The 22,275-nt window shown below is 67.9% G+C and carries 20 protein-coding genes; 10 read left to right on the top strand and 10 right to left on the bottom strand.

What is annotated here, in order from left to right; translation table 11 throughout:
• Positions 1-110: 110 nt before the first annotated feature.
• The 3 genes from NA8_RS16350 (at position 111) to NA8_RS16360 (ending at position 3,602) form a co-directional block, all read left to right on the top strand.
• Positions 111-1,190: a saccharopine dehydrogenase family protein gene (locus NA8_RS16350; RefSeq protein ID WP_063051251.1), complete on the top strand. Its 1,080-nt coding sequence runs from the start codon at positions 111-113 to the stop codon at positions 1,188-1,190.
• 91 nt (positions 1,191-1,281) lie between these two features.
• The gene (locus tag NA8_RS35760) at positions 1,282-1,929 is read left to right on the top strand and encodes a VldE C-terminal domain-containing protein (RefSeq protein WP_063051252.1); all 648 of its coding nucleotides are present in this window, start codon (positions 1,282-1,284) and stop codon (positions 1,927-1,929) included.
• A 182-nt stretch (positions 1,930-2,111) separates the two neighbouring features.
• On the top strand, positions 2,112-3,602 hold the full coding sequence (locus NA8_RS16360) for a glyceraldehyde-3-phosphate dehydrogenase (RefSeq protein ID WP_063051253.1): 1,491 nt from the start codon (positions 2,112-2,114) through the stop codon (positions 3,600-3,602).
• Between the two features lie 120 nt (positions 3,603-3,722).
• Here the strand turns inward: NA8_RS16360 and NA8_RS35140 are convergent, their stop codons facing one another.
• The 3 genes from NA8_RS35140 to NA8_RS35150 are packed head-to-tail and all read right to left on the bottom strand — an operon-like array spanning position 3,723 to position 4,486.
• Complete coding sequence (locus NA8_RS35140) at positions 3,723-3,869, bottom strand: hypothetical protein (protein WP_245663864.1); 147 nt, start codon at positions 3,867-3,869, stop codon at positions 3,723-3,725.
• A 3-nt stretch (positions 3,870-3,872) separates the two neighbouring features.
• Positions 3,873-3,995, bottom strand: coding sequence for an ion channel (locus NA8_RS35145; protein ID WP_245663865.1), 123 nt, complete (start codon positions 3,993-3,995; stop codon positions 3,873-3,875).
• Complete coding sequence (locus NA8_RS35150) at positions 3,992-4,486, bottom strand: hypothetical protein (RefSeq protein WP_245663866.1); 495 nt, start codon at positions 4,484-4,486, stop codon at positions 3,992-3,994. The genes NA8_RS35145 and NA8_RS35150 overlap by 4 nt, the downstream gene beginning before the upstream one ends.
• 365 nt (positions 4,487-4,851) lie before the next feature.
• Here NA8_RS35150 and NA8_RS16370 point away from each other — a divergent pair, with 365 nt between their 5' ends.
• Positions 4,852-6,021 (top strand): lipase family protein, encoded by a 1,170-nt coding sequence (locus NA8_RS16370; RefSeq protein ID WP_245663876.1) that lies wholly within the window; start codon positions 4,852-4,854, stop codon positions 6,019-6,021.
• A 558-nt stretch (positions 6,022-6,579) separates the two neighbouring features.
• Here the strand turns inward: NA8_RS16370 and NA8_RS16375 are convergent.
• The gene (locus NA8_RS16375; protein WP_063051254.1) at positions 6,580-12,045 is read right to left on the bottom strand and encodes an ATP-binding protein; all 5,466 of its coding nucleotides are present in this window, start codon (positions 12,043-12,045) and stop codon (positions 6,580-6,582) included.
• Positions 12,046-12,394: 349 nt separating this feature from the next.
• Here NA8_RS16375 and NA8_RS16380 point away from each other — a divergent pair, with 349 nt between their 5' ends.
• Positions 12,395-12,700, top strand: a complete 306-nt coding sequence (locus tag NA8_RS16380; protein WP_063051255.1) for a hypothetical protein — start codon at positions 12,395-12,397, stop codon at positions 12,698-12,700.
• 210 nt (positions 12,701-12,910) lie between these two features.
• Here NA8_RS16380 and NA8_RS35545 read toward each other — a convergent pair whose 3' ends face one another.
• Positions 12,911-13,045 carry a hypothetical protein gene (locus NA8_RS35545; RefSeq protein ID WP_281199062.1) on the bottom strand — a complete coding sequence of 45 codons (135 nt, stop codon included), beginning with the start codon at positions 13,043-13,045 and terminating at the stop codon, positions 12,911-12,913.
• Between the two features lie 186 nt (positions 13,046-13,231).
• Here NA8_RS35545 and NA8_RS16385 point away from each other — a divergent pair, with 186 nt between their 5' ends.
• Positions 13,232-14,347: a hypothetical protein gene (locus NA8_RS16385; RefSeq protein ID WP_063051256.1), complete on the top strand. Its 1,116-nt coding sequence runs from the start codon at positions 13,232-13,234 to the stop codon at positions 14,345-14,347.
• Positions 14,348-14,458: 111 nt separating this feature from the next.
• Here NA8_RS16385 and NA8_RS16390 read toward each other — a convergent pair whose 3' ends face one another.
• Both NA8_RS16390 and NA8_RS16395 read right to left on the bottom strand, forming a co-directional pair.
• A complete protein-coding gene (locus NA8_RS16390; RefSeq protein WP_063051257.1) occupies positions 14,459-15,301 on the bottom strand; it encodes a dienelactone hydrolase family protein in 843 nt (280 codons plus the stop codon).
• Positions 15,302-15,521: 220 nt separating this feature from the next.
• On the bottom strand, positions 15,522-15,779 hold the full coding sequence (locus tag NA8_RS16395) for a helix-turn-helix domain-containing protein (protein WP_084466868.1): 258 nt from the start codon (positions 15,777-15,779) through the stop codon (positions 15,522-15,524).
• Positions 15,780-16,314: 535 nt separating this feature from the next.
• On the opposite strand from NA8_RS16395, the gene NA8_RS16400 reads away from it, so the two are divergent.
• A complete protein-coding gene (locus tag NA8_RS16400) occupies positions 16,315-16,866 on the top strand; it encodes a dihydrofolate reductase family protein (RefSeq protein WP_063051258.1) in 552 nt (183 codons plus the stop codon).
• Positions 16,867-16,960: 94 nt separating this feature from the next.
• Here the strand turns inward: NA8_RS16400 and NA8_RS16405 are convergent, their stop codons facing one another.
• On the bottom strand, positions 16,961-17,641 hold the full coding sequence (locus NA8_RS16405) for a TetR/AcrR family transcriptional regulator (protein ID WP_063051259.1): 681 nt from the start codon (positions 17,639-17,641) through the stop codon (positions 16,961-16,963).
• Positions 17,642-17,709: 68 nt separating this feature from the next.
• Here NA8_RS16405 and NA8_RS16410 point away from each other — a divergent pair, with 68 nt between their 5' ends.
• Positions 17,710-18,819, top strand: a complete 1,110-nt coding sequence (locus NA8_RS16410) for an FAD-dependent oxidoreductase (protein ID WP_063051260.1) — start codon at positions 17,710-17,712, stop codon at positions 18,817-18,819.
• Positions 18,820-18,902: 83 nt separating this feature from the next.
• Here the strand turns inward: NA8_RS16410 and NA8_RS16415 are convergent, their stop codons facing one another.
• A complete protein-coding gene (locus NA8_RS16415) occupies positions 18,903-19,271 on the bottom strand; it encodes a helix-turn-helix domain-containing protein (protein ID WP_063051261.1) in 369 nt (122 codons plus the stop codon).
• A gap of 692 nt (positions 19,272-19,963) precedes the next feature.
• Entirely contained in the window at positions 19,964-20,308 is a 345-nt protein-coding gene (locus NA8_RS16420) for a DUF6223 family protein (RefSeq protein WP_084466869.1), read from the bottom strand.
• A 193-nt stretch (positions 20,309-20,501) separates the two neighbouring features.
• On the opposite strand from NA8_RS16420, the gene NA8_RS16425 reads away from it, so the two are divergent.
• Both NA8_RS16425 and NA8_RS16430 read left to right on the top strand, forming a co-directional pair.
• Entirely contained in the window at positions 20,502-21,584 is a 1,083-nt protein-coding gene (locus NA8_RS16425) for a sensor histidine kinase (RefSeq protein WP_063051262.1), read from the top strand.
• Positions 21,581-22,243: a response regulator gene (locus tag NA8_RS16430; RefSeq protein ID WP_063051263.1), complete on the top strand. Its 663-nt coding sequence runs from the start codon at positions 21,581-21,583 to the stop codon at positions 22,241-22,243. The genes NA8_RS16425 and NA8_RS16430 overlap by 4 nt, the downstream gene beginning before the upstream one ends.
• The last annotated feature ends 32 nt before the right edge of the window (positions 22,244-22,275 follow it).

Raw genomic sequence — 22,275 nt, forward strand, 5'->3', positions numbered from 1 at the left:
GGAGGATCCGCTGCACGCGTCATGATCTTGTAGCCGGGACACCGCACTAGGTGCGGAGTGACTGCGACTTCACCCTGTACATCCACGAATAGAAACGTAGGTGACTGCCAATGCCGAAAATCGTGTTGTTCGGCGCCACCGGGTACACCGGCCGCCTGACCGCGGAAGCTTTGATCGCCCGCGGGGCCGCACCCGTGCTGGCTGCCCGCAATGCCGCCGCGCTCGAGAAACTGGCCGCCGAGCTCGGTGGCGCGGAGACCGCGGTCGCCGACGTGACCGAGCCCGACTCGGTACGGGCCCTGCTGGACCGGGGCGACGTGCTGGTGACGACGGTCGGACCGTTTCTGCGATACGGCGGACCCGCGCTGGCCGCGGCCGTTGCGGCGGGCGCGCACTACTTCGACTCCACCGGCGAAGGCCCGTTCATCAGCAAGGTGTTCGACCGCGACGACGAGGCACGCAAGGCGGGGGTGGGTCTGTTGACCGCGTTCGGGTTCGACTTCGTGCCCGGCAACCTGGCCGCCGGTCTCGCCTTACGCGAAGCGCCCGACGCCGTCCGCGCGGACATCGGCTACTTCATCGCAGGCCCCGGCGTCAGCGGTGGCACTCGCGCGTCCATGGCCGGGATGCTGTTCGAACGCGGCTTCGCCCTCCGCGGCGGCCGGATCGCGCCCGAGCGCACCGGCTCACGGATCCGCACCTTCGACGTCGCCGGCCGCCCGCGTACGGGAGTATCGATTCCGGGATCGGAACATCTCGCGCTGAGCCGCGCCTACCCGCAGCTACGTGAGGCCGACGTCTACCTCGGCCTGCCGCCCGCGGCCGCTCGCGCCCTGCGGGCCGGCTCCTTGCTCACCGGCGCGGTCGCGCGGGTGGAGCCGGTGAAGCGGCTGGCCGAAGGCGCGCTGGAACGCGTCGTGAAGGGCTCGACCGGCGGCCCGGGGCGCGAAGCGCGGGCCCGCACGCGCTCTTGGGCAGTCGCCGAGGCATTCGACGACACCGGCCGCGTCCTGGCGTCGGTGACCTTGGCCGGGGTGGATCCCTACGACTTCACCAGCGCGATCCTCGCCTGGGGTGCACAGGCCGCGCTGGAGGGCGGCCTGCTCGGCACCGGTGCGCTGGGCCCCGTCGACGCGTTCGGTCTGGAGGCGCTCACCGCCGGCGCGGCCGATGCGGGGTTCAGCCGGTAAAGGGGTTCGCCCGCGAACCGGCGTGACATTTTCGCGATCATTTCGTAATGTATCGGTGACCTATTCTCGACAGTAACCGGTAATCGACATAATGCCTGGCCAACACCGCAAACGGACCGCAGCCCGGAAGCTCACTGCTCTGGCTGTGTGCGGCGTCGCGGCCACCATCGCCGTCGTGCTGTGGGCGTCGATACGACCGGGCCCGGCCGCTCAACACGTCGCGGCGGCCGGTTCGCCGCCGTCGACCACTGTCGAAACCAGCGCGGTCCCGACCATCGTTCCGCCGCTGGTTCAGCCGGTGCCGGCCGCGGCGGCAGCCGAGCAATCGCCACCGTCAGCGAAGAGCGCCGAACCGCACCCGCCCCCACCACCCCCCTCCGTCCCGTGTTCGACGGAACTCGCCGGCACGAGGCCGCACGTGGCCAGGGTGGGCAACCTGCTCAAGATGACGTTCGGCGTCACCGACGTCGGTGGCGCGATCGGCCGTGCCGACGGCGACCACGGTGCCGGCCTGGCGCTCGATCTCATGACATCCGATTCCGCGCGCGGCGACGCGATCGCCGAATTCGTGCTCGCCAACAAGCAACGTTTCGGTGTGACGTACGTGATCTGGCGGCAGCGGTACAACGACGGCAGCGGTTGGTCGTACCTGGAAGACCGCGGGAGCCCGACCGCCAATCACTACGACCATGTGCATGTGTCGTTCGAGAAGGCTGCCCAAGTGGACGTAACCTGCTGAGTCGCACTGTATGCGTCAACGGGTTGCGAGCACTTCGACCGGCCTGTCCGCGCTTCGCGTAACCGCCCGCCTCGATCGACGTCACGACCTGGCGATCTCACCGGTGGGTATCCGATCGCGGTGATATCGCGGCCCTCACTAGCATCGATACGGCGAGAATATCGAGGAATCCGAGGACTGCGTTGACTACCGAACAACTTGACCGCTGGAACGCCCAGGAAGCCGCCGCCGAGGCGATGATTCCCATCATCGGCACGTTGTATCGGCGCAAAGGGGTGACGATCCTGCTGCACAGCCGGTCACTGGTGAACAAGTCGGTGATCAGCATCCTGCGGACGCACCGCTTCGCGAGGCAGATCGAAGGCGAAGAGTTGTCGGTGGACCAGACCCTTCCCTTCCTGCAAGTACTCAGCGAGCTGGATCTGGGCCCCTGCAAAATCGATCTCGGTCAGTTGGTCATGACCTATCGCACCGACGATCGCGGACTGTCGATCCGCGAGTTCACCGCGGCGGTGCTGGCCGAGGTGACCAACGGCAACAAGGCTCAGTCGCCAGGCCCCAGGGACGTCGTCCTCTACGGCTTCGGCCGCATCGGTCGTCTGGTCACGCGCCTGCTCATCGAGAAGGCCGGATCGGGCAACGGTTTGAACCTGCGTGCCGTGGTGGTTCGCAAGGGAGGCGACGACGATCTGGCCAAGCGCGCGTCGCTGCTTCGCAGGGATTCGGTGCACGGCCACTTCAACGGCACCATCAAGGTCGATACCGGCAATGACACGATCACCGCGAACGGGAACGTGATCAAGTTCATCTACAGTGATGATCCGGCCACGATCGACTACACCGCGTACGGGATAAACGATGCGATCCTGATCGACAACACCGGCAGGTGGCGTGATCGTGACGGGCTGTCGCAGCATCTGCGCCCCGGCATCGCGAAAGTCGTTCTCACCGCACCCGGCAAGGGCGACGTCCCGAATATCGTGCACGGCGTGAACCACCGCAGCCTGGACCTGTCGCAGCGGATCTTCTCGTGCGCCTCGTGCACGACCAACGCGATTGTTCCGCCGCTCAAGGCCATGGACGACGAGTACGGCATCATCCGCGGGCACGTGGAGACGGTGCACTCGTTCACCAACGACCAGAATCTCCTGGACAATTACCACAAGGCGGACCGTCGCGGCCGGTCCGCGCCGTTCAATCTCGTGCTCACCGAAACCGGCGCCGCGTCCGCGGTCGCGAAGGCGATGCCGGACTTCAAGGCCAAGATCACCGGCAACTCGATTCGTGTACCCACCCCCGACGTATCGGTCGCCATCTTGAACCTGCAGCTCGAGCGCAAGACGACGAAAAGCGATGTGCTCGAGTACTTGCGTCAGGTTTCGCTTGCCGGTCCGTTGAGCCGGAACCTCGATTACACCGCCGCCACGGACGTCGTCTCCAGCGACTTCATCGGATCGCGTGCAGCGTCGATCATCGATGCCAATGCCACGATCGTCGAGGACGACACCGCGATCCTGTATGTCTGGTACGACAACGAATTCGGCTACTCCTGCCAGGTGGTGCGGACGGTGCAGTACATCTCGGGCATCGAGTATCCGACCTACCCGCAGGTCAGCGCTCGGCTGGAGCACACCGACGACTCTCGGGTGCCGACTGCGACCGCCGCGCGGTGACTCCCGCGATGGATGTCGCCGACTCTGCTGCCGGGGAGTAACCGACCGGCCGCGGGAAGTATCACTGTGTCGCCGCGTGATGCTTCCCGCGGAGGTGGTTCCGACAACAGGTGGTGATGATCAGTCGGCCCGCACGGTATCCGGCGCGACCACAGCGGAGCGCATCGCTGCCACTTCGGCGCGCAGTGCTCGGATCTCGGCAACGAGTTCGGTGATCTCCCGATCGGTATTCTCCACATTCGCCTCGACACTCTTCAGCTGATCCATCACTCAGCTGGTGGTGGTGCCGATCGCGAAACTGATCAGGCCGATGCCGAGGGTCATCAGGATCAAGGAGATCAATCGGCCTTCGGTCGTCACCGGATACACGTCGCCGTACCCGACGGTGGTCACCGAGACCATCGACCACCACAGCGCGTCACCGAAATTGTGGATCTTGCTGTCGGCCGCCCGTACTCCGCGTCGAAGAAAGCCAGACTGCACAGCAGTAGGAGCAGTATCGAACTGGCGCCGACGAACACCGCGAGCCTGGCTCTGGTCGTCGTGTTCCGGTTCAACGTGCCGATCACGAGCATGGCTGCGCGCAGCAGCCGCAGCGGGCGAAGCGGCGGCAGCACCACGATCAACAAGTCGACCGGGTGGGCACGCAGGAACCGCAAGCGGCTCCCGGACAGCCACAACCGCACCGCGAAGTCCAGCGCGAACGCCGCCCAGATCATCACGTCGGCCCGGGTGAGCCAGGCGTCCAGACGAGGCGAGGCCTCGGTATCGAGCACCTGCCAGGCGTAGACGCCGAGGAATACGACGGCCAGCACCATCATGGGAATGCCGGTCGTCCGCTCCCAGGATTCCCTGCGTGTGAACTGGGACTGTGTTTCGGGCATCGAACTACCTGTGTCGCTCGGCTGCGGCGTCGGCGACACCGCAGGTTCGACCGGTGAGATTCCGAGAGAGTCCGGCTGTTTCTCACGCTGATTCTCACACGGAGCCCGAGACGCCGTGCCGACCCCGGTCGGCATTCCAGCGTGTTCGAAGGGGGAGCCCGACATTCGTCCGGCGTGTCGCTGGATGTTTGCGCGTGGGTTTGATTTGAATGCAGACTGGCTGGTCGACGAATGCCCGCGAACTACCCGTGGAGGTCGAGATCGTGATCGGGCGGTGGCTTTGTTTCCCCTGCGGCAGGTTCAGCGGTGTGGCACGGGCCCTCGGTGCCGTCGGCGCCGTGGCACTGGGGCTGATCCCGGCGACGATGGCGACCGCGGAGCCACTGTATCCGCGGCCCGATCCGGACCCGTTCTATGCCGCCCCGGCGGATCTGGCGGCATATCTGCCAGGTGATGTGCTCGGTGAACGGGCGCTGCCGCCGCTGGCGATCTTCCCCGGCTCCACCGTCACGCTGGTCAAATTCCGGTCCACCAATTCCCATGGAGCACCGATCGCGGCGACGACCACGGTTCTCACGCCGTCCGGCCGCCGGCCGGGTGGGCCACTGCTGTCCTATCAGCACTTCATCAATGCGCTCGGCACCGACTGCGCGCTTTCGCACAAACTGTACGGCGACGATCTGAACCTGACGGTGACCACGCCGATCTTGAACGTGGCGCTGGCGCAGGGCTGGAGCGTCGCGCTGCCGGATCACCTCGGACCGCAATTCGCTCTGGGGGCAGCGCGTTTGGGCGGTCAGATCGTGCTGGACGGCATCCGGGCGGTGAAGCGGCTGCCCGCACTCGCCGTGCCGTCCAGCCCAACGGTGATGGCCGGCTACTCAGGCGGCGGCCTGGCCACCGCATGGGCGGCCGCATTGCAGCCGACGTACGCACCGGAGCTGCAACTCGCGGGTGCGGCTATCGGCGGCGCACCGATGAATCTGCTGACGATGGCCGAGGCGCTGGGCTTGGACCCGCACCCTTCGTTCGGGTTGGCCATGGCAGCGGCGATCGGTCTGGAGCGGGAATACCCGGATCGGCTGCCGATCAGCGCGCATCTCAACCCGCGTGGCCTCGAAGTCGGCAGGGCCATGGCAAACAGCTGCAGCAACGAAATCTTGACTTTGGGCCTGGACGGCAGCGCCCGGGACTACATCACAGACACCTCGATCTTCGACAGTCGCGAAGCCCGCTCGGTGGTGGAGGAGAACAGCCTCGAATTGTATGCCGGCGTGCCGGAAACACCGATCTTCGAATGGCATTCGCCGGAGGACCAGCAGATTCCGGTCTATGCCATCGAGAACACCCTCCGCCGTTGGTGCTCGGCAGGGGTTCGGGTGCAGACGCTGCGGGTGCTCCCGGTCGAACCGGGGCCCGCGGTCGAACTGGGCGCCGCGGTCGAGCATTTGTCCCCCGCGGTACTGGGTGCGCCCGCGGTAATGCTGTGGCTCGACGCTCGGGTTCGCGGCGAGCCCGCCCCCACCAACTGCTGATACGCGGCTACGCGGGCACCGGCGGTGATCGCCGCAGACAAGTCGGACCACCCTGTTGTCATCCCGCAGGCCGGGTCAGCGCAACCAGCCGGCTCGACGGATGTCCGCGATTCGGTTGGTGCCACGCTCGAGCACCGCCTATACCGAGGGGTCGGCCCCCCATACCCGTGCATCGTGATCGGCTAACTGCTCCCGAGTGCGTTGGCAGGTGTGTAGATCAGGTGGCCCGTGGGCGGCCGCCGCAGCCTCGTCACTGGGCTGCCGTACGACGCGGCGGCCAGGATCGCGCACCCGCTGTGCCGTGCCGAGCGAATACCTCTGGTGGGTGGTGGCGCGGGGATCGCCAGGCGCTACGAGGCCACCCCCGCCCGGATGTCCTCGTCATCCTGACCGACGGCCAGACTCCCTGGCCGAGCAGACGGCCATCGTGCCGGACAGTGGTCCGTTTGTTCAGGGTTTCCGGTGGAAAGCGGACTCGTACCGCCGGCCGCTCGCCCGGCGAGTCACCACCGCTCGAGGTGGGGACTCGCCGGACGGTGACGAACCACGGCGATCGGATCACCCGGCCAGGCGCGCCTCGATGGCCTCGATGATGCGCGGGCGCAGTTCGGAGGCACGGATGACGGCGTCGACCGAACCGACCTCGACAGCGCGCCGGATATCGTGCACGCGGTCGAATTCCGCCGCCACATCGGCGAGCTTCTCGGTCCGGACCGACGACCGGATCTCGTCGAGTTCCGCGGTCAAGGACGCGCGCTCGGTGCCGGATGCGTTCGCGGCGCGCGCTTCCAGGTCCCGCACCCGCGGATCGGCCGCGGTGCGGGTGTCGACCTCACCGGCGAATACCACCGCGGCGGCCGGAGCGCCGCCGAGCACCGAGGCGAACGAGCCCTCCAGCGCGAGCACGGTCATGTTCGGGTTCAGCGCCTTCGAGAACACCACGAACGCGCCGCCGTGATACCGGGAGATCACGCAGAACACGATGGGGCCGCGGAAATTCACGATCGCTCGGCCGATCTCGGCACCGTACTCGAGCTGCAGCTTCCGCATCGATTCGGGCGAGCCGTCGAAGCCGGACAGGTTTGCCAGGACGACCAGCGGCCGATTGCCACTGGCCGCGTTGATCGCCCGCGCGGCCTTCTTCGACGACCGGGGGAACAGGGTTCCCGCGGTGTAGGTGTCCGGGCCGTCGGTGGACGGGAAGCCGCGTCGCGGCACACCCCGCGACTCGATGCCCAGCAGGCACACCGGGATGCCACCGACATGCGCGTCCTGCACCACCGCGGTCTCGGCGTCGGCCATGCCCGCCCACCGCTCCAGCACCGGGTGGTCCTGGTCGGACAGGGCCCGCATCACGGTCCGGATATCGAACGGCTTCTTGCGGTCCCGGTTCTTCGCGGCGGAGAAGATCTCCCCGACGGTCGTGAAGTCGCTGTCCGCCGCGACGTGCGGGAAGTCGGAGACATCACGATCGATGGGGTCGCTGGTCTGCGCTCGCCGCGGCGCCTGCTCGCCGGGCGCGACGTAGGTGTGGTCGTAGTGCGACATCAGCACGTCCCGCGCGGCGGTCAGGTTCGGCGCCCAGTACTGCGCCTGCCCGTTGGGGCCCATCACCCGGTCGTAGCCGCCGATGCCGAAGTTGTCCTCGGCCGACACACCGCCGGAGAAGTCGAGCGCCTGCTTGCCGGTGAGCACCATCGCGGAGTCCGGCGTCATCACCAGGATGCCCTTGGTGTGCATGAGCATCGTCGCCTCGGCGTTCCAGTACGGCTGCGCGCCGACGTTGATGCCCGCCACCACGATGTTGATCTCGCCGCCGTCCTGGGTGAACTCGACGATGCGCTTGAGCGCCGCCGCCACCCAGTCCATGTTCTCCGTGCCGGACCGCATCGAGATCCGCGCGCCGGAGGACAGCGCGTACCACTCCAACGGCACCTGCATCCGTTCTGCGAGGTCCAGCGCGGCGATCACGCGGCGGCACTCCGGCTCAGACAGCGCGCCCAGCGACTTCGTCGGATCACCGAGCAGCGCCACCCGGGTGACGCCCTGCGGATGCCGCTCGGTCGGCGTGGTGACCACGCCCGCGACGAGGGCCGCGGTGTTGCGTCCCTTGGGCCGGTCGACCGGTACCAGCGTGTGGTTCTCGTCGAGGTCGTACTCGGCGAAATCACCGAGCAGACCGGTCAGTTCGTAGGGGTACACGGTATTGCGGCTGCTCGCCCGCAGCACCTTCTGCCGATACTCGTCCAGCGGCTCGACCGGCTCGTCGGTGGGCTCGCCGACGGTCACCTCGGTGCTGCCGGTGGCGCCGAAGGAGATGCGGACGGCGATCTTGGTCAGCTCGCCGGTGCCCGGGTCCCGCTGACGCGCGATGAGCAGGATCTCCTCCAGCCCGGCGCCCGCGGCGGTGGGCAGCACGTGTCCGCCGATGGTCTGGAGTTCGGCCCGGGTGACGTCGATCGGCGGCCAGATGTACATCACGATGCGGTTGGTGTTGAAGCGTTTCGCCGACGGCCGCTGCGACTGTGCCCGGCGGATCGAGTCGACGCAGGTGGCGATGGTGCTCTCTGCCGTGGGCAGCGCGAGCAGCCTGCCGTCGTGCTCGCGCAGCGCCGCCAGGTCGCGCACCTGCGCGAACGCGATGAGCCGATCGTCGGCCGGGTTCTCCTTCGCGACGCACCGGAACAGGTAGATCTCGTCGTCGTCCGAGGACGGCAGCCTGGTGAGGTCGAACTTGCGCAGCCGCTCCAGCTGCATCCGCTGCGCGATGTAGGGATGCAGGCCGCGGATCAGCCGCTCCTCGGCCATGCCGGTGGCCGACGGGCGGAAGGTGAAGTGGTGGTGCATCACCGCACCGCCGCTGCCCGCGACCGTGGCGGTGATGCGGTGCACCTGGCTCGGCCACTGGTGGGTGCCGATGACCTCGTGCAGCGCCGCCGCCATCGCGTCGAAGTCGCCGGGCTGCTTCTCCCAGCTGAGGTAGATGTCGGCGTCGATGGACGCGGCGCCCGCGGCCAGTTCGGTCAGCCCGCGCAGCGCGGTGTCGAGCGCCTCGAAGCTCACCGCGGTGGACACCAGGCTCGAGCCCGCTCGCTCGGCGATCACGAATGTGCAGCCGCCCACCTCGTGGGTGTGCACGCCGGTGAGTCCCTTGTTGCCGTAGTACCGGCGGGTCAGCACCTCCAGCATGACGGTGTGGTCGGGGTAGCCGCGCTCCAGTCGCTGGCCCAGAAGTCGCACCAACGGTTCGGTGCTGCGCACCATGTCGGAGATGCGCTCGGCGCGGTCGGGGGAGTTCGGGTGCGCGTCCAGGTGGCGCAGGTGCCTGCGGACGTTGGTGTACACACGGGCGCGATTACGCCGCAGCAGCGGCTGGCCGTACCAGGCGAATACCAGGCCGCGGGTGAGATCGGCGATCACGGGGAAGCGCACCTGGGTCGTGGCCACGAGCCGCTCCAGCACCAGACCGACCGGCTCGCGCAACGCCCGGTCCGGAACCGGCTCCCGCAGCCACTTGCGCAGCAGTGTGGTGATGACCGCGGCGGTGTCGGACGGGCGTTGCTGGGCGAGGAAGATCCGGAAGACCGCGGCTTCGAGGTCGGGGGTGCGCTCCAGATCGGTGATCCCGTAGTGCCCGAGCGCCAGGGCGAGTTTGGCCTGGTAGGCCTCGGGCAACCCGGCCCGCTCCACGTCGAGGCTCTGCAGATAGGTGTGGAAGTATTCGCGGGCACTGTGGACATGGCCTTGGCCGCCGTCCTCGTCCCAGGACCGGTCGTGAGTCAGTTCGGCGAGGTCGGCGAAGACTTGCACGAGCTCGAGTTCCTCGGCCAGCGGCCTGCGGTTGTCCGCGATGGCAGCCCGGCGCGCGGTGAGGTATTCGTCGAGCACCCGGCGGTCATCATGCGGGTCGACGTCGAAGCCGAGCAGCAGACTGCGCAGGTCTTGCTGACCGCGGGTGGTGCGCTCATGCGGCTCGACCTGCTCGGGCTCGCCGGGCAGGTCCAGCTCCACGGACTCGGTCGCCGCGGGGGCCTCGGCCTCGTCGTCATCGGCGATCGGCTCCAGCCGCAGCAACGGCGCACCGGTCTCCACCTGGGTGCCGACGGAGACACCGCATTCCTTCAAGCGAGCGCGGAACGGCGCGCGCAGCACCGTTTCCATCTTCATGCTCTCCAGCACGAGCACCGGCGCGCCCGCCTCGACCTCGGCGCCGACCTCCAGCGGTGTGGCGACGACCAGCGCGGGCGCGGGGGAGCGGACGACGCCGCCTTCGTCGCGGCTGATCCGATGCGTCACACCGTCGACGTCGATCAGGTGGATCGGCCCGTGTGTGCCGATGGTCAAGCGGTAGCGGGCGCCGTTCACCACGATCTGCCCGGTGTGCCGATCGAAGCGCTCGAGGTCGACGTCGGCCGTGCGGATTTCGCCGCAGGCCTCGATGCCGATGCGGAACCGATGGGCACCGATGCGCGCGACGCGTACGCGGTAGCCCGCGCCGCGCAGTTTGAGGTCGAGCGGCCTGCCGCTCTCGTGCTGTACCTGAGGACGTCCACCGGACGCCGTGGACAGCAACCGGTGCTGCTGAACCCGCTCTTCCTCCTCGTAGGCCTCGATGGCGGCGGCCGCGAGCGCGACGGCCGAGTGGCGATGCGAGACGAGGCGGCCCTCACCGCGGACGCGGTCGATCCAGCCGGTGTCGGCGCTCGCGTCGATCACCTCGGGCTGGTTGAGCAGGTCGAGCACGAAGCTCTTGTTCGTCGCCCCGCCCTCGATGACCACCCGGGTCTGCGCCACCGCCCGGCGCAGCCTGCCCAGCGCTTCGTCACGGTCACGGCCGTAGGCGATGATCTTGGCGATCATCGAGTCGAAGTCGGCGGGAATCGTGTCACCCTCGCTGACGCCGGTGTCGACGCGGATGCCCGGTCCGGCAGGCAGGTTCAGGCGCGCGATGCGGCCCGGCGCGGGAGCGAAGTCGCGGTCGGGGTCTTCGGCGTTGAGCCGGGCTTCGATGGCGTGCCCACGCTCGGCCGGAGGTTCGCCCTCGAGCCGTCCTCCGGAGGCCACCAGCAGCTGCGCCCGGACGAGGTCGAAGCCGGTGGTGTATTCGGTGATCGGATGCTCGACCTGCAGGCGGGTGTTGACCTCGAGGAACGCGAAGAGATCGTCACCGGGGTGGTAGAGGAATTCGACGGTCGCTGCCCCGCGGTAACCCACCGCGATCGCCAGCCGCTCGGCCGAGGCCTTGAGTTCGGCTGCCTGGTCGGGACGCAGGACCGGCGACGCCGACTCCTCGATGATCTTCTGGTTGCGCCGCTGTACCGAGCAGTCGCGGACACCCAGCGCCCACGCGGTGCCCTGGCCGTCGGCGATCACCTGGACCTCGACATGCCGGGCGCCCGTGACGAGCCGCTCCAGGAAGACCACACCGCTGCCGAATGCCCGAGCGGCTTCCTGGCGGGTGCGCTCGTAGGCGTCGACGAGTTCGGCCTCATCGGTGATCACCCGGATACCGCGTCCACCGCCGCCGGCGGTCGCTTTCAGCATCAGTGGGTAGCCGATCTCGGCCGCCGACGCCAAGGCGGCGTCCACGGTTTCGACCGGACCGCGGCTCCAGGGCGCGACCGGCACGCCGACCTCCTCGGCGATCAGCTTCGCGCCGATCTTGTCGCCGAGCTTGCGCATCGCCTCCGGGCTGGGGCCGATGAAGGTGACACCGATCTGTTCGCACAGCTCCGCGAACGCCGGATCCTCCGCGACGAAACCCCAGCCGACCCAGGCGGCGTCGGCGCCGGTCTCCACCAGCGCACGCTCGAGCGCCTTGAGGTCCAGGTACGGGCGCTCGGACGCCGGGCCGAGGTCGTAGGCGATGTCGGCTTCTCGCACGAACGTCGCGTGGCGGTCGACGTCGGTGTGCAGGGCGACGGTTTCGATCGGCAGCGCGGTCTCCGCAGCCAGATCTCGGACGGCGTGGATGAGGCGCATGGCGGCCTCTCCCCGGTTCACGATGGCAATGCGGCTGAACACTTGCCGGTTCCTTCCTCTCCTAAGCGTTGGCCCGATCGGGCGAGGTTTGCGACCCCCGGTCTCGCGTAGTGTGCACCTTTATCCCAGATATATACACAGCGTGCGGGTGTTACCCGCACGTAGAGTTTCGAAGAGCCCGCTCGAGGCGCCCGGTGGGCGGCCGTCATATCCGGATGATCACAGCAATCAACGTTCCGCACCCGGCCTCGCCACCTCCGCGTAGCGTTCCTCCCGCAGTGTGCACGTTCTCTCCTGAGCAACCACGCAGTTTCTGCTCGCTACCGCTCGGACGGCCCGTCCGGGACGGTTACCGATTCAGATCGCACGGAACCAGGACAAGGAGATCGTCATGAAAGCCACACGCCTCGTTCGTCTGGGTCTTCCCCCGTTCTTGGCCGCGGCGGCGGCCCTGTTGTTCTGTCCGCCGACCGCCTCCGCGCAGGAGATGTGGAGCTACAACTGTTCGTCCCATTCGCCCGTGTGGGAGGGCAGGGTGACCGCTCTCGAGTGCACGGCGTCCGACGGTGCGCCGATGAGCGGAGAGATCACGCAGCCGTTCCGGGTGAACGGCGGCGAGATCGTGAACTGCGCGTCCGGATGGGCTCACTTGCCCGACGTGATGGGCAAGGAATGCGGACCGGCGCCGGCGCAATAGCTGATCGACTGCTCGGCCAGTGGGCCTTGCCGCTTCCGGCAAGGCCCATTCACTTTTATCCGGCTCGCGGGGGGCTGGCCCACTGACCACGACCGAGAGCCGATCCAAGGGGGACGAATTCCCACCCCGGCGTCCCAAGGCCGCACCGAAGCCCGAGCCGGGCTCACACCGTAGGTGTTCCGCACGGGCCGGTCGCGTCCACTCAGGCTGCTACGCCTGGCCGATGTACTCGACCTGGCCGTTCACAACGTCACCGTCGATGACGACGGGAGCCTCCACGGCGGCCCCCGTGTCGCCCAGCCGGATCAGGGCGGCGTGGGGCCTCGGGGTCGGCGATCGGGTCAAAGCCGAGCAGGGTTCGAGAGGCGTTGTGCCCTACCGGCACGCAGGGAGTTCGCTGTCGCGGTATTCCCAACAGTGGCGAAATTCTGGTTATCGATCCGCCTACGCTGCTCGATGACCGACGATTCGGGGTCGCGAGCGGGGGGCGGATGCCTCGCCCGTTGGTGAGGACTACGTGTTGGACAGGCGATGACGCGACTCGTGCACTTCGTGGGCAGCTTGCCCGCACCGTTGACGACCGACGACCGCGACGTGCTGGAATGGTTCGTCGCGCGCAGCCGAGGCCACCGGCTTACCGGCGTTCCACGGGATCTGGATCCCACATGGGTCGTGGAGTACCTGCGCGAGCGGGAGAAACACAACGACGTCTTCGAAGTGGTGCGCAGCGGTGACTTCGCCGACTACGCCGACATGCGCGTCTACGGCATTCGTCGGGGCGCCACCCTCGAACCCCGGCACGTGGCAATGAACCGGGTCGACCGCATCGCCGCGGCCGCCACCGCCTTCCGCGAACTGCGTGATCGGCACCCCGAACTGGCCGACACCAGATTGCAGATCAGTCAACCGAATCCGCTCGACCTGGCGCTGTTCGTGTTCGGCGGCGCCGCGGTGGCCGACGGACTTCCGCTCGGGCGCGCGCTGCGTCACCTTCGGACGGTGACGCCCGCGCTGCGTAACCTGCCGGTTTTCGTCGAGGCCGTGCTGGCCGAAATGGCCGCGGTCACGGCCGAACAAGGCGAATTGATCACCTGGCAGGTGGAGTCGCCGATCGCCCAGCTCGCACTGGTGAAGGCGGCGCGATTCGGTGCGCAAGCTCCGGTCGGCCGTCTGGTCGCGCGCCAGTTGGCGGAATTCCTCGCGCAGACGCACGCTATCGGCGCACAGACCGTCCTGCATCTTTGCTACGGCGACTACCGGCACAAGGAACTGCTCGCCCCGCGTAGTCTCGCGCCCGCGGTGCGACTGTTGAACACCGTCGCACAAGATCTGCGCGCTCGCGCGGTGCCCCTGCCGCCCGCGCACATCCCTTGTGCGTACGGTGCTCATCCAGCCCCGTTGGACCCGGCGTTCTACCGGCCGCTGCGCGGACTGGACAAGGACTGGCGCGTCATCGCAGGGGTCGTGTCGCCGGAGGGAGCGCAAAACAGCATTCGTAGCCTGGCCATGTTCGAAGCAGCCGCAGGCCGGACCGCATACGGCGTGGCAACGGCATGCGGTCTCGGCCGATGCACCGTCGAGGACGCCGAGCTGGCCGCTGCGGCAACCGTGGCCACCGCTGATGCCGCAGAGGTGGCGGTAGTCTGACTCGCCCGAGCGGACCCCGCCGGATACATCCGGTCGGGAACGGCGAACAGCTGCCATGTGCTCGGCGCACCTCGATCGGCGTCGGCCTGCACCATCCGCAGTGCGTCGTCGCTACGGGTTTCGTCCGATCGGTCGGTGATCGGCCAGGAGCCGGCCTCCGAGGAAATCCAGAACCTGGTGCAGCGCAGCCTGGGTGGGCTGGCCGGGTTCATCGATGAGATGTTCGGTCAGGACCGAATGCGGGCTCAGCACGGCATCGGGATTGGCGTCGGCGTCATCGAGTTCGATCGCTGTGAACGCGTCGCCGAGTTGGTCGCGCAGGAATTCGAATCGTTCGGCGGGCGAACGACGATCGCCGCGGAATCGCAACCCCATGACCGGCAATCCGTCCGCGCAGCGCTCTTTGACGCGGGCCAGGTCGGCGGGGGACAAGTCGATGGAGTACTTCTGCCGGGAGGTGAATCCGAGGGGCAGTCCGGGCTGGGATAGTACAGGTGCGAGCAATCGGTCGTCGACCGCCATCGCCAGTGCGAATCCGCCGGTGAAGCACATTCCGACCGAGCCGACGCCCGGTCCGCCGCAACGGTGGTGCTCGTGCTCGGCCAGCGCTCGCAGCCACTGCACGACCGGCGAGGTGCGACCGGTCGCTAGCACAACGAACTCTCGGCTGACGCAGACCGAGCCGAACTGCCCGACAACGTTCGCCAGCGCCGAGGCGAGTCCATGCGCGGCGGGACTCGGATCCCGGCCGGGATTGCCGTACAGATGCGGAACGACCGCCGTGCACCCGATAGCCGCGACTCGCCGCGCGAAGTCGAATACGTGCGGCGAGATACCGGGAAATTCCGCCATGACGATCACGGCGGGGCCGGAGCCCTTACGGAACAGGGTGCGGGTCTTGCCTTCGTAGGTGAAGGTATCGCGCTGGAAGTCGACGAGAGTGTCATCGGCCATGGTGGGGTCCTCCTCGAAAGTGGACCATCACTATCGACCGGCCGACGTCGCCGGTTATAGGACGAATGTTCCCCATGCTCGAGTGCGGCGCTGCGTCGACCGGGGCCTCAGGGCGAGCGGTTCGTCATCGACAGCTGCGGCGGGAGTGTGCCGGTGCTGAGCCTTTATCCGCCGTCAGGGCATTTGGTAGTGGCGATGGGGTAGCGGCCCGGTCCGGGTGTCAGTCGTGTTCCTGGTGCAATGCGGCGTTACGCTCCAGGGCTTCGGTGAGTTGGTCTTCGAGGATGATGATCCGGCAGGCTGCCTCGAGCGGTGTGCCCTGATCGACGAGTTCGCGGGCACGCGCGGCGATGCGCAGCTGATAGCGGGAGTAGCGCCGGTGCCCACCGGCGGATCGTTGCGGGGTGATCAGTTCCGCCTCGTCCAGGCTGCGCAGGAACGCCTGGGTGGTGCCGAGCAGGTCCGCGGCCCGGCCCATCGTGTAGGCGGGGTAGTCCTCGTCGTCGAACTTCTCGTTCGCGGTCGTGAGTTCAGAAATCGTGATGCCTCCACGCGACGAGTGCCCCGGTGCCTGATGGCACCGGGGCACTTAGGGGAATTACTAACCATCTTCCGACAAATATCCGAGCTTCGGTCGCCGCCCGAGCCACACACGCCGGTGGGCGACGCGACGGTAGGCAACTCCTCCTTCCTGTTCACGGGTACTTCAATTCTTCGTGCACTTCACCTTGCGTGCCCGGCGGGCGGCGGGGACCGTCGTACCTCATGGCCCCGCAGCCGCGCCCGCCGTCTTCAACCTCCACGGGCAGTTCGTCATCTCCCGTGCCACTCGAGACTTACTTCTTCGTTCGCCCCACAGAAGTTACCCGGACCTACGATGAATGTCTACTGTCGCCACAGTAGATTTCTGGGAGTGTCGTTATCAGCCGCCGCTGGACCGGCCGAGCCTGCAAGATCGACCACTGCCCTTGCGCCTCCGATGAGTTTCGAGCGCGTAGAACGTCTACCCGGTCATGAGGAAACTGATCTACGGGTTCGGCGTGTCCCTGGACGGCTACATCAACGACCGCGACGGCAGCATCGACTGGACCAACCCGGACGAGGAGCTGCACCAGTTCCACAACGACCGCTACCGCGATATCGAGGTCTCGCTGCACGGCCGTCGCCTGTATGAGTTGATGGCCGAGTACTGGCCGCGCGTGCCCGAGGACGCGCCGCGCATCGAGCGTGAGTTCGGCAGACTCTGGACGGAGAAGCCGAAGGTCGTCTTCTCCCGGACGCTCACCGAAGTCCAGTGGAACAGCACGCTGGTGAGTGAGAACGCGGTCGAGGAGGTCCGCAGGCTCAAGGGTGCAGGCGATGGCGTCATGGAGGTCGGCGGCGCGAGCCTGGCGGCCTCGCTGATGCCACACGGGCTCATCGACGAGTACCAGCTGTTCCTCTCGCCCGTGGCGCTCGGCGGTGGCACACCGCTGTTTCCCCCGCTGGACAAGCGCATACAGCTCCGATTGGCCGAGACAAGGCACTTCGACACCGTGGTGATGCTGCGCTACATCGCCGACTGAGGTCCGTTCAACCGCAGCGGGCCCCGCTACGGCAAGAACGGAGAACACGTCGCGAAGGCGCAGAGGAGGCGCTCATCTGGTTTCTCGGCGCGCGTCAGCCCGAGATGCGGGCTTGGATGCCGTCGAGGAGGAAGTCGAGGCCGATTCGGAAGGTTTGGTCGGCGTCCAGGTGGGCGCCATCGCGGACGACCGTGGCGAGCGCGGGGAAGCGGCCGGTTGCGAAGGTCCGCTCCAGATAAGGTCCGAAGGCGGCCTGCCACTGCTGCTGGTCCATTCCAGTGGCCCGCTCAGCGCGCCGCTCGGTGATCTCCCGGCGCACCGCGCCGATCACGTATGCATTGACCGCGGCGACCACCGGCATGACGGCATCCACGTCGACTTCGGTCATCGCGGCCACCACAGCCTCTCCTCTTGCGAGCGCGTGCGGCCCTAGCTGGGGCCGCCCACCGATCAAGTCGGCGAGCCATTCATGCTGGTGAACGGCCTGACGGGTGGTTTCGGCGAGGGAGCGCAGCACCTCTCGCCAACCGTCTCCGGCCGGGCGGATCTCGGCGTAGACCGCATCGACCATCAGGTCGAGCAACTCCTCCTTGGTAGCGATGTAGCTGTAGAGCCGCATCGGCCCCACATCCAGTGCGGCGGCGACCTTGCGTAGCGACACCGCCGCCAAGCCGTCCGCGTCGGCCAGCCGGATCGCTGCTCGTACGATCCGCTCCCGGCTCAGTGGTGCAGGCACCGGTCGATCCGGCGGCTCCGGCCTCTCCCAGACCAACATGCCGCTGACAATACATCGCCACCTTCCGATACAGTGTATCGGATCAATACAGTGAATTGGAGGCGGACATGACCGTAACCATCATCGGAGCCGGACTGGGCGGATTGGCCCTCGCTCGGGTGCTACACGTGAACGGCATCGACGCCGTCGTGTATGAGCGTGAATCGTCACGCGGCGCGCGTGGTCAGGGCGGCATGCTCGACATCCACTCCGGCCAGCGGGCGCTGCGCGAGGCCGGCCTGATCGACCAGTTCCACGCGATTGCTCGTGGTGAAGGCCAGGACATGCGTCTTCTCGAGCCGGATGGCACGCTGCTGCTCCAGGAGGACACTCCCGAAGACGCCCCGCTCGATCGACCCGAGGTCGACCGTGCCGATCTGCGCAAGCTGCTGCTGGATTCCCTTCCCGAAGACATGGTGCGCTGGGGGCGCGCGTTCGAATCCGCCGACCGCGGCCTGCTGCACTTCGCCGACGGCGGCAGTGCGACGTATGACCTGCTGGTCGGCGCCGACGGCGCGCAGTCCCGCGTCCGCGCGCTGGTCACCGATGCCCGCCCGGCGCATATCGGCCAGAACGTCGTCGAGATCGGCATTCCCGACATCGACCGCACGCACCCCGACCTCGCGGCGATGGTCGGGCGCGGCAACTACTGGGTGCTCGGCAACGGACTATCCCTCGCGGCACAGCGCAACGGCGACGGCCGCGTTCGTATCGGCCTCAGCTTCTATCACACCGCCGAGGACTGGTTCGCGACCAGCGGGATCCCGTTCGACGACCCGGCCGCCGCACGGGCGCGGCTGATCGACCTGCTCCCCGGCTGGGACGCACGGTTCACCGCCCTGATCGCGGCTTGCGACGACACGATCATGGCGCGGTCGATCACCGCTCTCCCGGTCGGCCTGACCTGGCCGTCGAGGCCGGACGTCACGCTGGTCGGCGATGCCGCGCACTTGATGCCGCCGGTGGGAGAGGGCGCCAACATGGCGCTGCTCGACGGCGCCCTGCTCGGTCTCGCGCTGGCCGCGCACCCGGACGACGTTCCCGTCGCCGTCGAGGAATACGAACGCGAGATGTTCGAGCGCACCAGCGCTGCCGCCCGGATGTCCGCGGACTTGCAGGAATTGCTGATGTCGCCGGACGCCGCACAGAAGATGCTCGCGTTCTTCCAACCTGGCTGAACTGTCACCGAATACGGCTGGTGAAGTCGACTGCCACAGGGGCGGCAGCACGAACTCGGCGCCTGGTGTGGGGCTGGTTGAGTTCAGCTGTCGGGGTCCGGTGCAGGTGGTTCTTGTCGGGAGAGTTCCGCGTTGAGTTCGAGGGCTTCGGCGAGCTGGTCTTCCAGGACGATGATCCGGCACGCCGCCTCCAGCGGTGTGCCCTGATCGACCAGTGCGCGGGCGCGGGCGGCGATACGCAGCTGGTAGCGGGAGTAGCGGCGGTGTCCGCCTTCGGAGCGCTGCGGTGTCAGCAGTTCGGCGGCGTCGAGGCCGCGCAAGAAGGCGGGGGTGACGCCGAGAATTTCCGCCGCTCTGCCCATGCTGTAGGCGGGATAGTCCTCGTCATCGAGCCTCTCAGCAGCACTGGAGGCATCAGTGGGGTCTGGGGGATCTGTGTTCGGTTGCTGCACAACACCTCTGGATTCATACGACTCGAGGCCCCGGCGCTCAGTGCGCCGGGGCCCGGGATATCGAGGGGGTTTTCACGTCAATTCCGTCGGTCGGCGATAGGGCCGACCTCGGGCGCCGCGCCCGGCAACGGGCCGGGACGCGGAATCTGGGAAGAGCTGTTCAGTGACCACCTCCTGCATTGCCGGTTGGTCTGCGGTAATTCGTCATCCCCTCCGGCGGTCCGGCCGACTGCACCGAATTCTCTTCTCCGCCGGAGGGGATGGGTCCATCTTGCTTCCGGTGCAGGTCACCTGCCCGGCCAACCAGACTTTCATCTCCAACGACAGCGACTGTACACCGGTTCTCTCAGCATGTCTACATCATGCGCTGTAGATTTTCTCCATCCAGATACGCGCGTCTTACTCCCCGGGCCCTCCTGGCCGGTGGGCCGGGGGGAGCGCAGTCCACGGTCAACACCCCGGCGATGCGGTCGGGGATTTGCGGTCGGTCGGGTGCCACGCGCGTACCGCCGTAGGAGCAGCCAAGGCGAAACGAATCAGCCGAGCGCGGGACAGACCGGAAGGCGCGCTCGCGGGCCCTCGGTCAGACCGAGACGCATCCGGGGCCGCCCGGGATGCGTCTCGCTGGAACCTGTGATGGATCGCAACTGCCCCCGCCGAGCTGTGGGATAGCCACGAGCCCGCGCGGGCCGTCAACGGGACCGCGGGTTCCTGTTGAGGGCGATCGCGCCGAGGGTGGCGGCGGCCAGCCCGACCGCTAGGGCCAGGAAGCCGCCGACGATCCCGTATCCGGTGCCGGGACCGCCTTTGGCCGCGGCCACGACCAGCCCGCCGATCAGCAGGCCGATCACTCCCGCAGCCAGCGCGGTCATCGCGGAGCGGCGTCCAGTGTGGTGGATGAGGACGCGGACGCCGGTGACGGCCCCGACAAGTCCCACCGCGACACCCACCAGGGACCAGAAACGCCCGGCGGTCAACCCGGAGGTGCCCGGCTGGGCAAGGATCTCCGAGGCGGCGAGCATATGAGAAACGGACATGACTTGCTCCTTCTCCAACGACTGGACGAGGCCCATCCTCTCTGCCGCATCCGCTTCCGGTCGTCCAGCGCACGCAGGCACTTCACGCTGCCGCCGAGGGCGTAGGAAAACCAGGGGAGTACTGCCTGCGCAGTAGACGGTGATCATTCCCGTGCACGACGTCCCAACGCGGATATGGGGTTAGGGTGCACCCATGGAACGGCTTCGGGACTGGGCGATCGCCGTGGGCATCGCGGTGTTCCAGCTCGTCTCGGGGTTGTCCGGGCCCGCGGTCGGGTGGGTGCTGCTGGTCGGCGGCGGGTTGTCGTTGGCCGCGAGCCGCCGGGCACCGGTCGTGGTGCTGGCGGTGACGGGGCTGACCGCGGCGGCGCACCAGGCCCTCGGGGTGGACGTGCCCGCGGTCGCATTCTTGTTCGCCGTGTACGCGGCGTTCCGTGCGGGGCGCCGGGTGGCGGCCGTGGCGTGGTCGGTGATCATGGTGCTCGTCATGCCCTTCGCGTTGCTGATCTCGCCGCGCGGACTGCTCATGGGCGAGGCGTTCGCCGAGACCCGGGGCGTGCTGCAACTGGCGTGGCTGGTCGCCGCGGGCGCGGCGGGTGAAGCGCTGCGGCAGGCCGAGCGGCGGGCCGAGGAGGCCGAGCGCACCCGCGAGGAGACCGCACGGCGGCGAGCCGACGAGGAACGGCTGCACATCGCGCGCGAGTTGCACGACTCACTGACCCATCAGATTTCGGTGATCAAGGTGCAGGCCGAGGTGGCCGTACACCTGGCCCGCAAGCGCGGCGAGCACGTGCCAGAGGCGCTGCTGGCGATCCTGGCGGCCGGTCGGGAGGCGTCCCGGGAACTGCGGGCCACCCTGGAGGCCCTGCGCGACGACCGCGCACCGTTGCACGGGCTCGATCACGTGCCGGAGCTGGTGGAAAGGGTCCGGGCGACCGGCCTGGACGCGAGGTTGACGGTCGAGGGGCAGCGTGAGGCCCTGCCTGCGGCGGTGGACCGGACCGCTTACCGGATCGTCCAGGAGTCGCTGACCAACATCACCCGGCACGCCGCCGCCGCCACCGCGTCGGTCCATATCGAACACCGCCCCGACGCCCTGGTGATCCGGGTGGACGACGACGGCCGAGCCACACCGGACACCATGCCGGAGCCGGGTGTAGGGCTGCTCGGGATGGGCGAGCGGGTCACCGCCCTCGGCGGCCGGTTACACACGGCGCCTCGCGGCGGGGGCGGTTTCACCGTCCGTGCCGAGCTGCCTGTGGAGCGGGCGCCTTGATCCGCGTCCTGCTGGTCGACGACCAGCCGCTGATCCGTAGCGGTTTCCGCGCACTGCTCGACGTGGAGGACGATATCGAAGTGGTGGCCGAGGCCGCCGACGGCGCGCGGGGCGTCGAGTTGGCCCGCGAACACCTGCCCGACATCGCATTGATGGACATCCAGATGCCTGTCGCGGACGGTATCGAGGCGACCCGGCGCATCGCCGCCGACCCGGCCCTGACCGGGGTGCACGTGGTGATACTGACCAACTACGGCCTGGATGAGCACGTCTTCGACGCCCTGCGCGCGGGTGCGGCCGGGTTCCTGGTCAAGGACATCCATCCGGAGGACTTCCTGCACGCCGTCCGGGTCGCGGCCCGGGGTGACGCACTGCTCGCGCCATCAATCACGCGCAAACTGATCAACCGGTACCTCAGCCGGCCGCTGGACTCCGACGCGGCTCCCGATCTGGCCGGGCTGACCAACCGCGAGCGGGAGGTCGTCACGCTTGTTGCCCGGGGCCTGTCGAACGACGAGATCGCCGAGCACTTGGTGATCAGCCCGCTGACCGCCAAGACCCACGTCAACCGGGCCATGACCAAGCTCCACGCCCGCGACCGCGCTCAACTGGTCGTCCTGGCTTACGAATCCGGCTTCGTCACCCCCCGCCGAGCCTGACCTCCACCCCACCTCGCTCGGCCGTCCGCTCA

It is taken from the genome of Nocardia arthritidis NBRC 100137, assembly GCF_001612765.1.
Taxonomy (GTDB): Bacteria; Actinomycetota; Actinomycetes; order Mycobacteriales; family Mycobacteriaceae; genus Nocardia; species Nocardia arthritidis.

Coding starts and splice junctions, on each gene's coding strand:
- NA8_RS16395 (WP_084466868.1), bottom strand. CDS start 15,779: ATGGGCCGGGCCGCGGACCTGCTCGGCACCACCCAGGCGTTCCTGCGC.
- NA8_RS16425 (WP_063051262.1), top strand. CDS start 20,502: ATGGAACGGCTTCGGGACTGGGCGATCGCCGTGGGCATCGCGGTGTTC.
- NA8_RS16400 (WP_063051258.1), top strand. CDS start 16,315: ATGAGGAAACTGATCTACGGGTTCGGCGTGTCCCTGGACGGCTACATC.
- NA8_RS35140 (WP_245663864.1), bottom strand. CDS start 3,869: ATGGATCAGCTGAAGAGTGTCGAGGCGAATGTGGAGAATACCGATCGG.
- NA8_RS16405 (WP_063051259.1), bottom strand. CDS start 17,641: ATGTTGGTCTGGGAGAGGCCGGAGCCGCCGGATCGACCGGTGCCTGCA.
- NA8_RS35150 (WP_245663866.1), bottom strand. CDS start 4,486: ATGCCCGAAACACAGTCCCAGTTCACACGCAGGGAATCCTGGGAGCGG.
- NA8_RS16380 (WP_063051255.1), top strand. CDS start 12,395: ATGAAAGCCACACGCCTCGTTCGTCTGGGTCTTCCCCCGTTCTTGGCC.
- NA8_RS16410 (WP_063051260.1), top strand. CDS start 17,710: ATGACCGTAACCATCATCGGAGCCGGACTGGGCGGATTGGCCCTCGCT.
- NA8_RS16350 (WP_063051251.1), top strand. CDS start 111: ATGCCGAAAATCGTGTTGTTCGGCGCCACCGGGTACACCGGCCGCCTG.
- NA8_RS16420 (WP_084466869.1), bottom strand. CDS start 20,308: ATGTCCGTTTCTCATATGCTCGCCGCCTCGGAGATCCTTGCCCAGCCG.
- NA8_RS16390 (WP_063051257.1), bottom strand. CDS start 15,301: ATGGCCGATGACACTCTCGTCGACTTCCAGCGCGATACCTTCACCTAC.
- NA8_RS16385 (WP_063051256.1), top strand. CDS start 13,232: ATGACGCGACTCGTGCACTTCGTGGGCAGCTTGCCCGCACCGTTGACG.
- NA8_RS35760 (WP_063051252.1), top strand. CDS start 1,282: ATGCCTGGCCAACACCGCAAACGGACCGCAGCCCGGAAGCTCACTGCT.
- NA8_RS16370 (WP_245663876.1), top strand. CDS start 4,852: ATGGCGACCGCGGAGCCACTGTATCCGCGGCCCGATCCGGACCCGTTC.